Annotated in this window: 11 protein-coding genes; 7 read left to right on the top strand and 4 right to left on the bottom strand. The window is 70.5% G+C overall.

The window, feature by feature from the left end; translation table 11 throughout:
* Positions 1-27: 27 nt before the first annotated feature.
* Positions 28-864, top strand: a complete 837-nt coding sequence (locus OHS17_RS26500; RefSeq protein WP_330314156.1) for an FG-GAP-like repeat-containing protein — start codon at positions 28-30, stop codon at positions 862-864.
* Between the two features lie 170 nt (positions 865-1,034).
* Positions 1,035-1,916: an FG-GAP repeat domain-containing protein gene (locus OHS17_RS26495; RefSeq protein ID WP_330315362.1), complete on the top strand. Its 882-nt coding sequence runs from the start codon at positions 1,035-1,037 to the stop codon at positions 1,914-1,916.
* Between the two features lie 78 nt (positions 1,917-1,994).
* On the opposite strand, the gene acnA is transcribed toward OHS17_RS26495, so the two are convergent.
* Together acnA and OHS17_RS26485 are read right to left on the bottom strand one after the other, a co-directional pair.
* A complete protein-coding gene (acnA, locus tag OHS17_RS26490; protein ID WP_330314155.1) occupies positions 1,995-4,709 on the bottom strand; it encodes an aconitate hydratase AcnA in 2,715 nt (904 codons plus the stop codon).
* Between the two features lie 198 nt (positions 4,710-4,907).
* Complete coding sequence (locus OHS17_RS26485; RefSeq protein ID WP_330314154.1) at positions 4,908-5,600, bottom strand: MOSC domain-containing protein; 693 nt, start codon at positions 5,598-5,600, stop codon at positions 4,908-4,910.
* Positions 5,601-5,748: 148 nt separating this feature from the next.
* On the opposite strand from OHS17_RS26485, the gene OHS17_RS26480 reads away from it, so the two are divergent.
* Positions 5,749-7,278 carry a helix-turn-helix domain-containing protein gene (locus tag OHS17_RS26480; RefSeq protein ID WP_018100749.1) on the top strand — a complete coding sequence of 510 codons (1,530 nt, stop codon included), beginning with the start codon at positions 5,749-5,751 and terminating at the stop codon, positions 7,276-7,278.
* Positions 7,279-7,371: 93 nt separating this feature from the next.
* Here the strand turns inward: OHS17_RS26480 and OHS17_RS26475 are convergent, their stop codons facing one another.
* The gene (locus OHS17_RS26475; RefSeq protein WP_330315361.1) at positions 7,372-8,208 is read right to left on the bottom strand and encodes a LysR family transcriptional regulator; all 837 of its coding nucleotides are present in this window, start codon (positions 8,206-8,208) and stop codon (positions 7,372-7,374) included.
* A gap of 210 nt (positions 8,209-8,418) precedes the next feature.
* Here OHS17_RS26475 and OHS17_RS26470 point away from each other — a divergent pair, with 210 nt between their 5' ends.
* The 3 genes from OHS17_RS26470 to OHS17_RS26460 all read left to right on the top strand — a co-directional run bounded on the left by OHS17_RS26470 (position 8,419) and on the right by OHS17_RS26460 (position 10,900).
* A complete protein-coding gene (locus tag OHS17_RS26470) occupies positions 8,419-8,778 on the top strand; it encodes a DoxX family protein (protein ID WP_330314153.1) in 360 nt (119 codons plus the stop codon).
* Between the two features lie 491 nt (positions 8,779-9,269).
* Complete coding sequence (locus OHS17_RS26465) at positions 9,270-9,395, top strand: hypothetical protein (RefSeq protein WP_330314152.1); 126 nt, start codon at positions 9,270-9,272, stop codon at positions 9,393-9,395.
* 101 nt (positions 9,396-9,496) lie between these two features.
* A complete protein-coding gene (locus tag OHS17_RS26460; protein ID WP_330314151.1) occupies positions 9,497-10,900 on the top strand; it encodes a cytochrome P450 in 1,404 nt (467 codons plus the stop codon).
* Positions 10,901-10,977: 77 nt separating this feature from the next.
* On the opposite strand, the gene OHS17_RS26455 is transcribed toward OHS17_RS26460, so the two are convergent.
* The gene (locus OHS17_RS26455) at positions 10,978-13,125 is read right to left on the bottom strand and encodes a glycoside hydrolase family 3 N-terminal domain-containing protein (RefSeq protein ID WP_330314150.1); all 2,148 of its coding nucleotides are present in this window, start codon (positions 13,123-13,125) and stop codon (positions 10,978-10,980) included.
* Between the two features lie 164 nt (positions 13,126-13,289).
* Here OHS17_RS26455 and OHS17_RS26450 point away from each other — a divergent pair, with 164 nt between their 5' ends.
* A complete protein-coding gene (locus tag OHS17_RS26450; protein ID WP_330314149.1) occupies positions 13,290-14,096 on the top strand; it encodes an endonuclease/exonuclease/phosphatase family protein in 807 nt (268 codons plus the stop codon).
* Positions 14,097-14,132 lie beyond the last annotated feature (36 nt).

The raw sequence follows: 14,132 nt of genomic DNA, 5'->3' as shown, positions 1-14,132 counted from the left end.
TCGTCCCACCACCCATGGAGAACACACGTGGCCAAGATCTCTGGCCGTCGGCTCGCCGCCGCTGCGATAACCGCGGCCCTGGTCGTCACCGGCGCTGCCGCCGCCTCCGCCTCCGCCGCCGAGGTCGGCGACGCGCCCATGTTCGGCCTCTACGGCCTCGACGGCTCCGGCAACGCGTACACCTACGTGCCGCAGGGCGACGGCACCCTCTCCGCGCGCGTCCAGTTCGAGACCGGCATGACGAACCTCGCGTTCGTCGGCCTGGTGGACAACGACGCGGACAACCTGGCGGACGGCCGCTGGCAGCTCGGCACCTCGGGCAACATCTACTACTACGAGGGCAACTCCCCGGCCAAGAAGATCGGTTACGGCTGGGACACCTACAACACCGTCGTCTCCGTCGGCCAGTTCGGCGGCGGCGAGGGCGGCGACCTGCTCGCCCGCGACAACAAGGGCGACCTCTACCTGTACCTGGGCTACGGCGACGGTACGGTCACCAAGCGCCTGAAGGTCGGCTACGGCTGGGACATCTACAGCCAGATCGCGGGCAACGGCGACCTGGACGGCGACGGCAAGGGCGACCTCGTCGCGCGCGACAAGTCGGGCGTCCTCTGGCTGTACAAGGGCACGGGCGACCAGAAGGCCCCGTACGCCAAGCGCACCAAGATCGGCAGCGGCTGGAACCAGTACAACACCCTCTTCGCCGCCGGTGACCTGAACATGGACGGCCGGACCGACCTGGTCGCCCGCAACGCCAAGGGTGAGCTGTACCTGTACGCGGGCACCGGCAACGCGGCCGCCCCGTACAAGCCGAAGGCCCTCATCGGCACCTCGGGCTGGAACACGTACCGCCTCTTCTTCTGAGACCGGTCACCGTCACAGTGGTTACACACTCATGACGAAACGTGAAGGTTTCACGAACGAAATCGTGACACGATTTCCGTGAATCGGTGGCCCGTCGCCAACGTGCGGCGGGCCGCTCCCACTTCACGATCCATGGAGTACTTGTGGCCAAAACCACTGGCCGGCACCACATGCGCACCGCCGCTCGCGCGGCAGCCGCGGCGCTCACCGCCGCCCTCGTCGCCACTGGCACCTCCGCCGTGGCCGCCGACGCCCCGCAGCCTTCGCTCGGCGCCTCGGCCGACCAGCCGGCAGCGGCCCCGGCCGCCGCGGCCGCCGCCGCCAACCCGCACTTCTCGCTCTACGCGGTCAACTCCGCGGGCATCGCGTACGCGTACGGCCCGAACGGCAAGGGTGGCCTCACCGCCCGCAAGCAGTACGGCCAGGGCTGGACCGGCGTCACCGCGATGATGCAGGTCGACCACCAGAACGACGGTGACAGCGACGGCCTCTGGTTCCGTGAGAGCAACGGCGACCTGGGCTGGCTGCCGTTCGACTCGTCGGCCGTCAAGGTCGGCTACGGCTACAACACCTACAGCAAGCTCGTCTCCCCCGGCCAGATCGGTGGAGCCGCGGCCGGTGACATCCTCGCCGTCGACACCAAGGGCGACCTCTACGTCTACCTCGGCTACGGCAACGGCAAGGTCACCAAGCGCATCAAGGCCGGTTACGGCTGGAACATCTACAGCGAGATCGCCGGCAACGGCGACCTCAACGGCGACGGCAAGAACGACGTCGTCGCGCGCGACAAGTCGGGCGTCCTGTGGCTGTACAAGGGCACCGGCAACCAGAACGCGCCGTTCGCCAAGCGCACCCAGATCGGCAGCGGCTGGAACCAGTACAACCGCCTGATCTCCACGGGTGACATCGACCAGGACGGCAAGACCGACCTGATCGCCCGCAAGGGCGGCGAGCTGTACCTGTACAGCGGCACCGGCAACGCCTCGGCCCCGTACAAGGCCAAGAAGCAGATCGGCACGAGCGGCTGGGACAGCTACAAGTTCCTGTTCTGATCAGGCTGTGAGAGACAGAGAGGGCCGCACCCCCGTCGCCGGGGATGCGGCCCTCTCGCCGTACTGGAGCCGGTCCGGTTACTTGCGGATCAGGCTGCGGAGCACGTACTGCAGGATGCCGCCGTTGCGGTAGTAGTCCGCCTCACCGGGGGTGTCGATGCGGACGACGCCGTCGAACTCCACACCGGTGTCGGTGGTGACCTTGACCGTGCGCGGGGTCGTGCCGTCGTTCAGCTCCGTGACGCCGGTGACCGAGAAGGTCTCCTCGCCGGTGAGGCCCAGGGACTCGGCGGTCTGGCCCTCCGGGAACTGGAGCGGCAGGACGCCCATGCCGATGAGGTTCGAGCGGTGGATGCGCTCGTACGACTCGGCGATGACGGCCTTGACGCCGAGGAGCGCGGTGCCCTTGGCCGCCCAGTCGCGGGACGAGCCGGAGCCGTACTCCTTGCCGGCCAGGATGACCAGCGGGGTACCGGCGGCCTGGTAGTTCTGCGAGGCGTCGTAGATGAACGACACCGGGCCGTCGGCCTGGGTGAAGTCGCGGGTGAAGCCGCCCTCGGTGCCCGGCGCGATCTGGTTGCGCAGGCGGATGTTGGCGAACGTGCCGCGGATCATGACCTCGTGGTTGCCACGGCGCGAGCCGTAGGAGTTGAAGTCACGGCGCTCGATGCCGTGCTCCGTGAGGTACTGACCGGCCGGGGTGTCGGCCTTGATCGCACCGGCCGGGGAGATGTGGTCGGTGGTGACCGAGTCGCCCAGCTTGGCGAGGACCCGGGCGCCGGTGATGTCCTCGACCGGCGAGGTCTCCATGGTCATGCCCTCGAAGTACGGGGGCTTGCGCACGTAGGTGGACTCGGAGTCCCACTCGAAGGTGTTGCCGGTCGGGATGGACAGCGCCTGCCACTGGGCGTCGCCCGCGAAGACGTCCTGGTAGGACTTGTTGAACATGTCCTCGCCGATGGCGTTCGCCACGACGTCGTTGACCTCGGCCTCGGAGGGCCAGATGTCGGCCAGGTGGACGGGCTTGCCGTCCTGGTCGACGCCGAGCGCGTCCTTGGTGATGTCCACCTTCATCGAACCGGCGAGGGCGTACGCGACGACCAGCGGCGGGGACGCCAGGTAGTTCATCTTGACGTCGGGGTTGATCCGGCCCTCGAAGTTGCGGTTGCCGGAGAGCACCGAGGTCACGGCCAGGTCGTGCTCGTTGACCGCCTTGGAGACCTCCTCCGGCAGCGGGCCGGAGTTGCCGATGCAGGTGGTGCAGCCGTAGCCGACGAGGTTGAAGCCGACCTTGTCGAGGTACGGGGTCAGGCCCGCCTTGTCGAAGTAGTCGGTGACGACCTTCGAGCCCGGGGCGAGGGTGGTCTTGACCCACGGCTTGCGGGTCAGGCCCTTCTCGACCGCCTTCTTCGCCACGAGCGCCGCGGCGACCATGACGTACGGGTTCGAGGTGTTGGTGCAGGAGGTGATCGCGGCGACGGTGACGGCGCCGTGGTCCAGCTCGTACGTGGAGCCGTCGGGGGCGGTGACGGTCACCGGGTTCGTCGGGCCGGCGGCGCCGATGGCCGGGGAGTCGGAGGCCGGGAAGGACTCCTTGCCCGCCTCGTCCACGCAGTCCACGTAGTTGCGGACGTCCTGGGCGAACTGGGCCTTGGCGTTGGCGAGGACGATGCGGTCCTGCGGGCGCTTCGGGCCGGCGATGGAGGGGACGACCGTGGAGAGGTCGAGCTCCAGCTTCTCGGAGAAGTCCGGCTCGGCGGCCGGGTCCAGCCAGAGGCCCTGCTCCTTGGCGTACGCCTCGACCAGGGCGACCTGCTGGGCGTCGCGGCCGGTCAGGCGCAGGTAGTTGAGGGTCTCCTCGTCGATCGGGAAGATCGCGGCGGTGGAGCCGAACTCCGGCGACATGTTGCCGATGGTGGCGCGGTTGGCGAGCGAGGTGGCGGCCACGCCCTCACCGTAGAACTCCACGAACTTGCCGACGACGCCGTGCTTGCGGAGCATCTCGGTGATGGTCAGCACGAGGTCGGTGGCGGTGGTGCCGGCCGGGAGCTCGCCGGTCAGCTTGAAGCCGACGACGCGCGGGATGAGCATGGAGACCGGCTGGCCGAGCATCGCGGCCTCGGCCTCGATGCCACCGACGCCCCAGCCCAGCACGCCGAGGCCGTTGACCATGGTGGTGTGCGAGTCGGTGCCGACGAGGGTGTCGGGGTACGCCTGGCCGTTGCGGACCATGACCGTACGGGCCAGGTGCTCGATGTTGACCTGGTGGACGATGCCGGTGCCCGGCGGGACGACCTTGAACTCGCTGAACGCGGTCTGGCCCCAGCGCAGGAACTGGTAGCGCTCCTTGTTGCGGCCGTACTCCAGCTCGACGTTCTGGCCGAAGGCGTCCTTCGTACCGAACTTGTCGGCGATGACGGAGTGGTCGATGACCAGCTCGGCCGGGGCGAGCGGGTTGATGCGCTCCGGGTCGCCGCCGAGCTCCTTGACGGCCTCACGCATGGTCGCGAGGTCCACGACGCAGGGCACACCGGTGAAGTCCTGCATGATCACGCGGGCCGGCGTGAACTGGATCTCCTGGCTGGGCTGCGCCTGGGAGTCCCAGCCGCCGAGCGCGCGGATGTGGTCGGCGGTGATGTTCGCGCCGTCCTCCGTGCGGAGCAGGTTCTCCAGCAGCACCTTCAGGCTGTAAGGGAGGCGCGCGGAGCCCTCGACCTTGTCCAGCTTGAAGATCTCGTACGACTCGTCGCCCACGCGCAGCGTGCTGCGGGCGTCGAAGCTGTTCGCCGACACGACAGTCTCCTTCATCAATGTGCGCGTATCTCCGCGCCGCGCCTCACCACGGCGGGCGCCGCGTGGTGCCGCCTCGGACCACCGGGCCATCCGCTAAGGTAAGGCTTAGTTAGGTAACCCTTACCGGGGGTGGCCCGCTGTGCGCCTTCGGCATATATCTCGATGTCGAGATAACTCTAGTACATGACCGCGGAAGGGTCATGTCCGGGCGCCCCGATCGGGGCGCGTGGCGTCCGTGCGGCGGCGGACCGCCTCCTTCGTCTCGTCGGGCAGCGCGTCGGCGGCGAGGAGGCGCGGCAGCAGGTCCGGTTCCAGGGTGGTGGCCCGGAACTCCAGCGCGACGGTCACGTCGTGCGCGGGCCGGTGCACGATCTCCAGGCGGTCGCCGGAGCGGATCTCGCCGGGCTCGATCACCCGGAGGTACGCGCCGGGCACGGCCGCCCGGGTGAACCGCTTGATCCAGCCGTCCCGCTCCAGCCAGCCCTGGAAGGTCCCGCACGGTATCCGGGCGCACGACACCTCCAGGACGACGTCCGGCCCGATCCGCCAGCGCTCCCCGATCAGGGCGCCGTTGACGTCCACGCCGAGGGTCGTCAGGTTCTCGCCGAACATCCCGTTGGCGAGCGGCCGGCCGAGCTCGGCCTCCCAGCCGTCGAGGTCCTCGCGCGCGTAGGCGTAGACGGCCTGGTCGGTGCCGCCGTGGTGCTTCACGTCGTAGACGCGGTCGCCGGCAAGACCGACGGCGCCGGTGCCCTTGGGTCCCGGGGCGGTCACCGCGACCGGCCCGTCGACGGGCCGCTTGTCGATGCCGGTCGCGCTGATCCCCTTCCAGGGGTTGGGGCGGGGACGGCCGATGTTCACGGAGAGCACGTGCGTGCCGCGGGAATCCATGGGGCGGGACCCTATGAGGGGCGGGGCCCGGACGCGAGGGAGTTTCGGGCACCGCCGTTCACTCCCCCGCCCCGTCCGGCACACCACTCTCACCCGAACGGCACACCCCCACGCGAGTGCAATCTCATATCTGAGATAGCCTTTCGGCATGTCAGATGACTACCTCGTACGTATCGGCAAGCTCATCCGTGACGCCCGTCAGCACCGGGGCTGGACACAGAGCCAGCTCGCCGAGGCGCTCGGCACCAGCCAGAGCGCGGTGAACCGCATCGAGCGCGGCAATCAAAACATCAGCCTTGAGATGATCGCCCGTATCGGTGAAGCACTCGACAGCGAGATCGTCTCGCTCGGCTACGCCGGTCCCATGCATCTGCGCGTGGTCGGCGGGCGCCGGCTCTCCGGCGCGATCGACGTCAAGACCAGCAAGAACGCCTGTGTGGCGCTGCTGTGCGCGTCCCTGCTCAACAAGGGCCGTACGGTGCTGCGCCGCGTGGCCCGTATCGAGGAGGTCTACCGCCTCCTCGAAGTGCTCAACTCCATCGGCGTGCGCGCCCGCTGGATCAACGACGGCACCGACCTGGAGATCGTGCCGCCGGCCCGGCTGGACATGGACGCGATCGACGCGGACGCCGCCCGCCGCACCCGCTCCATCATCATGTTCCTCGGCCCGCTGCTGCACCGCATGGACGCGTTCAAGCTGCCGTACGCGGGCGGCTGCGACCTCGGTACGCGGACGATCGAGCCGCACATGATCGCGCTGCGCCGCTTCGGCCTGGACATCGCCGCCACCGAGGGGATCTACCACGCCCGGGTGGACCACTCCGTCACGCCCGGCCGCCCGATCGTGCTGACCGAGCGCGGCGACACCGTGACCGAGAACGCCCTGCTGGCCGCCGCCCGCCACGACGGCACCACGGTCATCCGGAACGCCTCCTCCAACTACATGGTCCAGGACCTGTGCTTCTTCCTGGAGGCGCTGGGCGTACGCGTGGACGGCGTCGGCACGACGACCCTCACGGTGCACGGTGTGCCCGAGATCGACGTGGACGTGGACTACTCGCCGTCCGAGGACCCGGTCGAGGCGATGAGCCTGCTGGCCGCGGCCGTCGTCACGGAGTCCGAGCTGACGATCCGCCGGGTCCCCATCGAGTTCCTGGAGATCGAGCTCGCGGTCCTGGAGGAGATGGGCGTCGACTGCGACCGCACCGCGGAGTACGCGGCGGACAACGGCCGCACCCGGCTGGTGGACCTGACGGTCCGCCCCTCCAAGCTGGAGGCGCCGATCGACAAGATCCACCCGATGCCGTTCCCCGGCCTCAACATCGACAACGTCCCCTTCTTCGCGGCCATCGCGGCCTCGGCCCACGGCCAGACCCTGATCCACGACTGGGTCTACGACAACCGCGCCATCTACCTCACCGACCTCAACCGCCTCGGCGGCCGCCTCCAGCTCCTGGACCCCCACCGCGTCCTGGTCGAGGGCCCCACCCGCTGGCGCGCCGCCGAAATGATGTGCCCCCCGGCCCTGCGCCCCGCGGTGGTCGTCCTCCTCGCCATGATGGCGGCGGAAGGCACGTCGGTACTGCGCAACGTGTACGTGATCAACCGCGGTTACGAGGAGCTCGCGGAGCGGCTGAACTCGGTGGGGGCGCAGATCGAGATCTTCCGGGACATCTGATACGAGGATGCCGCCGCACCCCGTCCGACCCGCTGAGCCACGGGTCGGACGGGGTGCGGCGGCATCTCCGGGACTTTGGACCTGCGGCGGCCCTCAGCCCCCGTACGCGGCTGTCGCCATCTCCACGAACGACCGGACCAACGGGTTGCCGTCGCCCTCGTTCCACGCGACCACCACGCGGCTCGGCGCCATGTCCGCCAGCGGGACCACGGCCAGTTCGGACGGCAGGTCGTGACCGAGAGGGGCCAGGCCGATCGTGCCGTTCCACAACACGGCCTGAAGACACTCCTGGACGGCGCGTACCACCGGCCCCTCGCGCGGACGGCCGCCGTTCCAGTAGGACTGCCAGACGGGATCGGTGCCCGGCGGGAACTGGAACCAGCGCCGATCACTCAGCTCGGCAGGCCGCAACCGGGTACGCCCGGCGAGCGGATCGTCGGCGCGCAGGACCACGCCGACCGGATCGCTGCGCAGAGTCCGCACGGCCAGGGCCGTCTCGTCGAACGGCGCCCGGGTGAGCGCGACATCGACGAGCCCGGCGCGCAGCCCGCACGTGGGGTCGGCCAGGTCGGTGTCGCGGATGCGGATGTCGATGCCCGGGTGCTTCCGGCGGAAGGCGGCGGCGAGCCTGGACGCTCCCGGGTCGGTGCCGTCGCCCAGGATGCCGACGGTGAGGGTCGTGGTCCCGGTCGCGGCGTTCACCCGGACCCGGACGCGGTCGGCGTGGTCGAGCAGGGCGCGCGCCTCGTCGAGCAGTACCGTGCCGACCGGTGTCAGCGCGACCCCGGCGGGCGAGCGGATGAGGAGGGGGGCGCCGACCTCGGCCTCCAACTGCTTGATCGCACGGCTCAGCGGCGGCTGGCTCATATGCAGCCGGGTGGAGGCCCGGCCGAAGTGGAGTTCCTCGGCGACCGCCACGAAATAGCTCAGGGTTCGTAGCTCCACGCTGCAACGATACCCATCGGGTATCGGCCCCGCAGGATGGGTCTTGGACAGGCACGGAGCTCCGGCTGTGCACTTGTACCCATGGCCGAAGAAGCGCGGCCCCATGTCCCTGAATGCTTCACGCAACGGACCTGACGACCACCGGAACAACCGATGGGGCGGCCCCGCTGACCGGTGGCCCCGGAAACGAGAACCATGAACACGGCCTACTGGATCGTCGCGGGCCTGCTCGCACTCTTCTACCTGTACTCGGGCACGCTGAAAGCGGTCCGCAGCCGTGATCAGCTGCGCCCGATGATGGCCTGGGTCGACCGCGTGCCCCTGCCCGCCCTAAGAGCGCTGGGCGCGGTCGAGATACTCGGTGCCATCGGACTGGTCCTGCCGCCGCTGACCGGCATCATGCCGTCCCTGGCCATGGCCGCGGCCATCGGCTTCGTCCTGCTCCAGGCCGGGGCGATCGCCGTACACGTGAGCGGCGGAGACCGCCGCGTCGGGCTCAACATCGGCCTCCTCGTGGCAGCGGCGGCAACCGTCTGGCCGGCCACCGCGCTGTGACGGGCCCGCACGGCGGTCGACCCGAACGGTCAGCGGAAGTAGAACAGTTCGAGGTCGCCCTCATCAAGGCCGCGGAGAAGGCCGACCGGGTCCAGCCGGCGCGCTGGAGCAGTCGTCGCATCGGCTGGTTGGAGACGTGGGTCGAGGGGGCCTCCCTGAATCGAACAGAATTCCCCCCTACGGGGTGAAACCTATGCCTATGGCTGAAAGATCGGTTCATGGCCTCGGCGGTTCTGCTGGGATGACGTCGAAGCGTCCGCGCCGGACCGTACGAACCGGAGTTGAACCGGGAGTTCGTGAGCGGGCGCGAGTGAAGCGGCTGTCCGCCGGGTTCCCGCACGGTTCCGGTGCAGATCACATACGAGGTGTCTTGTGCAGACCCATGCGGTGTCCGGGCTCACCGGCGAGCGCTTCGCCCGGGTGAGGAGTCCGGGCTGCGCGACAGCGGCCGGCGCATCCTGCGCGTCCCGCCCGGGCTGCTGCGACGGGTCATGCTCCGGCCCGGTGTCCGGCTCGCCGTCAGCCACATCGCCATCAACGGCACCTACCGGGTGCTGGGCGCCCCCCTGCCCGCCGCGTGCGTACGTGCCCTCGAAGAGCTTGACGGCCTCCGGTAGACGCCGGGCGCACAGGACGCCGCCCCCTGGCGGCTCTCGTTGCCGCGCAGAGAAAAGACACGGGCCGTCGAGCCCATGGAAGCCCAGGAGGCTTGGCAGATATGCCCAAGGAGATCGATCCCGGGGAATGCCCGGTATCGCGGGAGGAGCCGGTGTCGCGGGAGGAGGCGGGTGTCGCACACTCCCGTACGCTGCGGTTCTGGCTCGATCCGGCGAATCTCGCGGTCCGTCTCGGCCAGGCGGGTCCCGTCGTCAGGACGAAGACAGGGCCGGCGGTCGCCTTCCAGGTCAACGATCCGTCGCTGATCCGGAAGGTCGGGTGCGGGGAGGACGTCTTCCAGTTCTGGAACGCGGACCCGTGTCTCCGGGGCTTCGCCGAGAACGGCTTCCCGGGCACCGAGGGCCAGGCTCACCGTGACCGGCGCGCGCTGATGAAGCCCTCGCTCGCGGCACCCCGTCTGACGGCCCTGGGACCGTCCGTACGGGACAGTACCGAGCGCTTGGTCGCGGGCCTCCCCGGCGACCGCCCCGTGGACATCCCCATCGAGATGAGCCGTCTCGTGGCCGGCCTCGTCATCGAGACCGTCCTGAACAGCGCCATCTCCCCGGACACGCTGAACGCACTCGCCCGCGCGCGTTCGGTCCTGTCCGCAAGGGTGTTCTGGACGTACGCGCTGTCGTCCTGGCCCTGGGTGCCCGTGCCGCGGCGGCGCGCCTTCCGCCGTGCGTTCGCGACGCTGAACGAGGCCGCCCGGGAGGTCTACGCACGCCACCGGCCGGACGCGGACGGAAACGACGTCGTCTCGGTGCTCAAGCGCGCGTCCGAGGACCGGCCGGACGTGGCGCTGCACGATGTGCGCGCGCTGCTGTTCGCCGGCATCGAGGCGACGGCTTCCACACTCTCCTGGGCCTGCTACGAGTTGGGCCGCCACCCCGACCACCAAGCCGCCATCCGGGCCGAGGCCGACGCCGTCCTGGGCGCCGACGCCCCGGCCGACGCCATCGGCCCGGGCCGGCTGCCCTTCACCGTCGGCTTCGCCAAGGAGGTCACGCGGCTGCACGGGATTCCGTTCCTCGTACGCCGCCCCCGCCACGCGACCCACGTGGGCGACCAGCCGGTGCCCGCCGGCGCCCTGGTGACCCTTCCCCTGGGCGCGCTGCGCCGTGATCCCGCGCGGTACGCCCGGCCCGACGAGTTCGACCCCCTGCGCTGGTCGCCCGAGGCCCGGCCCCCGCTCTCCTCCGCCGCGCTGCTCCCCTACGGGATCGGCCCCCGCTACTGCCCCGGCGCCGCGGCCTCCGACATCCTGGTGCCGGTCGCCCTCGCGAGCCTGGTCCGCTCGCGGACACTCCGTACGGCGTCGACCGGCAGGACGGTCCGCGTCAGCCTCGACCTCACCCCCACGCCCAAGGGCCTGGCCATGGTCGCCACACCCCGCGAGCCGTGCCCCCCGGCTCCTGGGCAACCGTCCCCTGAGCAAGCCGCACCCGTCCGACGGCACTGAGCGAAAGCGACCCTTCATGACCGGTGCCCGTTCAACTGCGGGCAGGGCGGGCGCGGTTGCGTGGAGGCGGCCTCGGCTCAGACCAGCCGCAGGCTCCCCCGGGTCGTCGTTGCCGAGCTCGTGCCCGTGTAGATGTCGATGCGGCCACGTTCCAGGACGTACGTGCCCGAGGGGTCGTTGGTCCAGTAGCCGAGGTCTTCCGCGGTCAGGGTGAAGCGGAGGTGGCGCTGCTCGCCCGGCGCCAGGGTGACGCGTTCGAAGGCGCGGAGCCTGCGTACCGGCTGGACCACGGACGCCGCGACGTCGTGGATGTAGAGCTGGACGACCTCGTCGCCGCTGCGGTCGCCGGTGTTGGCGACGGGGACCGTGATCTCGACGGTCTCGCCGCGTTCCAGGGCGTCCACCGTGATCTCGGTGCGGCTCAGCTGCGGTTCACCGGTCGTGAAGGTGGTGTAGCTCAGGCCGTGACCGAAGACGAACTGCGGGCCGTCCGGCAGGTCCAGGTACTTGGAGACGTACTTCTCCGCCGCGTCGTAGGGGCGGCCCGTCGACTCGCGGTTGTAGTAGACCGGGATCTGGCCGACCGTCCGGGGGAAGGACACCGGCAGCTTGCCGCCCGGGTTGACCGCGCCGAACAGGAGGTCCGCGACCGCGTTCCCCGCCTCGATGCCCGCGTGCCACGCCTCCAGGACGGCCGGTGCGCGGTCCACCCAGCCGCCGATGGTGAGCGGACGGCCGTTGACAAGGACGACCACGAAGGGCTTGCCGGTCGCCGCGACGGCCTCGATCAGCTGCTGCTGGCCCGCGGGGAGGTCGATCTCGCTGCGCGACGCGGCCTCGCCGCTGATCGCGGAGTCCTCGCCGACCACGACGACGGTGACGTCGGCCGCCCAGGCGGCTGCAGCGGCCATCGCCGGGTCACCGCCGCCGGAGTGCCGGACGTCGGCGCCCGGCGCGGCCGCGCGGATCGCGTCGAGCACGCTGACCGTGTCGAACACCAGCCGGCCGGGGCCCGCCCAGGTGCCGTGCTGGTCCGTGGAGTCGGCGTGCGGGCCGACCACGGCGATCGTGCCGCTCGGCTTCAGCGGCAGGACACCGCCCTCGTTCTTCAGGAGCACCATCGACCGGGCGGCGGTCTCCCGCGCGGCGGCCCGCGCCTCGGCGGTGGGGCCCTCGATCTCGGCCGCCTCGTCGGTGTACGGGTCCTCGAAGAGGCCGAGGGCGTACTTCAGGCGCAGGATGCGGGTGACGGCGTCGTCCAGGCGTTCCATGCTGATGCGGCCCCCGTCGAGCAGGTCCGCGCCGTGGTCCGCGATGTGCGTGGACACCATCTCCATGTCCAGGCCGTGCGTGAGCGCGAGCTCCGCCGCGTGCGCCGCGTCCTCCGCGTAACCGTGCGCGACCAGCTCCATGACGCCCGTGTAGTCGCTGACCACGAAGCCGTCGAAGTCCCACTCGCCCTTGAGGATGCTGTTCATGGTGTGGCTGTTGGCGTGCGCGGGAACGCCGCCCACGGTGTTGAACGCGGCCATCACCGTCGCCGCGCCCGCGTCCAGCGCGGCCTTGAACGGCGGCAGGTAGTGGTTGCGCAGCCGCTGCTCGGAGATGTCCACGGTGTTGTAGTCCCGGCCGCCCTCGGCGCCGCCGTAGGCCACGAAGTGCTTGGCGCAGGCCGCGACGTGCCGCTCGGACCGGAGCCCCGAGCCGTCGGCGGGCCCCTGGTAGCCGCGTACCTTCGCCACGGCCAGGACGGCGTTCAGATACGGGTCCTCGCCGCTCGATTCGGCGATCCGGCCCCAGCGCGGTTCGTTCGTCACGTCCATCATCGGCGAGAACGTCCAGCGCACGCCCTGCGAGCGGGTCTCGGCGGCCGACACCCGGGCGTCGGTCTCCGCCACGGCCGGGTCGAAGGCCGACGCCTGCGCGAGCGGGATCGGGAAGGTGGTCCAGAAGCCGTGGATGACGTCGAAGCCGAAGAGCAGCGGGATGCCGAGCCGGGACTCCTCGACGGCGAGCCGCTGGAGGTCGTTGGTCCACTTCGCACCGTGCAGGTTCAGCACGGAACCGAGCCGCCCGGCCCGGGCCAGCGCCTCGATCTCCTTCGTCTGGCCGCCGCCAGGACCCGTGTCCCCGGTCCAGGTCAGCTGCTGGACCTGGCCGAGCTTCTCCTCGGTCGTCATCCGGCCGAGGAGTTCCTTGACCTTGTCGTCGTGCGATCGGAGCATGTCGGGTCCTTCGTGGCGGAAAGCGGGAGGTGAGCGGGCCCTTGCCGGACGAAACAGCGGGGGCTAACGTCGCTCGCAGCAAGAAATGTAAGCGCATTCAGACGAGGGGGCAAGGAGTCATGGCCCCTCGTGACAGAATCGATGAGTCAGCACGGGAGACATCCATGGCCAACAGCGCGTCGGCCCTGCGCGTCATGAGCTTCAACCTCCATGTGGACTGGGACGGTTCGCCCCGCCCCTGGTCGGGGCGCCGGGACGCGGTGGCGGCGGTGCTGCGGGAGGCGCGGCCCCAGCTGCTCGGCACCCAGGAGGGCCGCCCGCACCAGGTCGCGGACGTGCTCGCCGCGCTCGGACCCGGTTACGCGAGGACCGGCCGGGACCGCGACGGCGACGGGACCGGTGAGCACATGGCCGTCTTCCACGACCGCGACCGCCTCGACGCCCTGGACCACGGCGACTTCTGGCTCTCGGACACGCCCGAGGTGCCCGCCTCCGAGACCTGGGGCGGCGGCTGCCCGCGCATGGCGACCTGGGTCCGCTTCCGGGACCTGGCCACCGGGATCGCATTCCTCGCCGTGAACACCCACCTGGACCATGTGAGCGCTTACGCGCGCACCCGCGCGGCCGGGCTGCTCGTGGAGCGGTCCACCGCCCTGGCGCCCGGCCTGCCGGTCGTCGTCACCGGTGACTTCAACACCCCGGCCGGGGACCCCGAGGTGCACGGCGTGCTGCTCGCGCGGGGCGGCCTGGACGACACCTGGGACCGTGCCGAGGAGCGCGGGCCCGCGTACGCCACCTTCCACGACTACCGCGCGCCGGTCGCGAACGGCCCGCGCATCGACTGGATCCTCGCCTCGCGCGGTACGCGGGTACGCGAGGCGTCCGCCGCGCTGCCGGGGCCCGTCGCACCGAGCGACCACCTTCCCGTGCGCGCCCTGATCGAGTTGCCGTCTGCGCCCGTGGGGCGCTGAGCCCGCGTTCCCGTACACCCTTATCGGAGGAATCCG

Source organism: Streptomyces sp. NBC_00523 (genome assembly GCF_036346615.1).
Lineage (GTDB): Bacteria > Actinomycetota > Actinomycetes > Streptomycetales > Streptomycetaceae > Streptomyces.
Note: the sequence above shows the minus strand (reverse complement) of the source record. Positions and strands in the feature narration are given on the sequence as shown.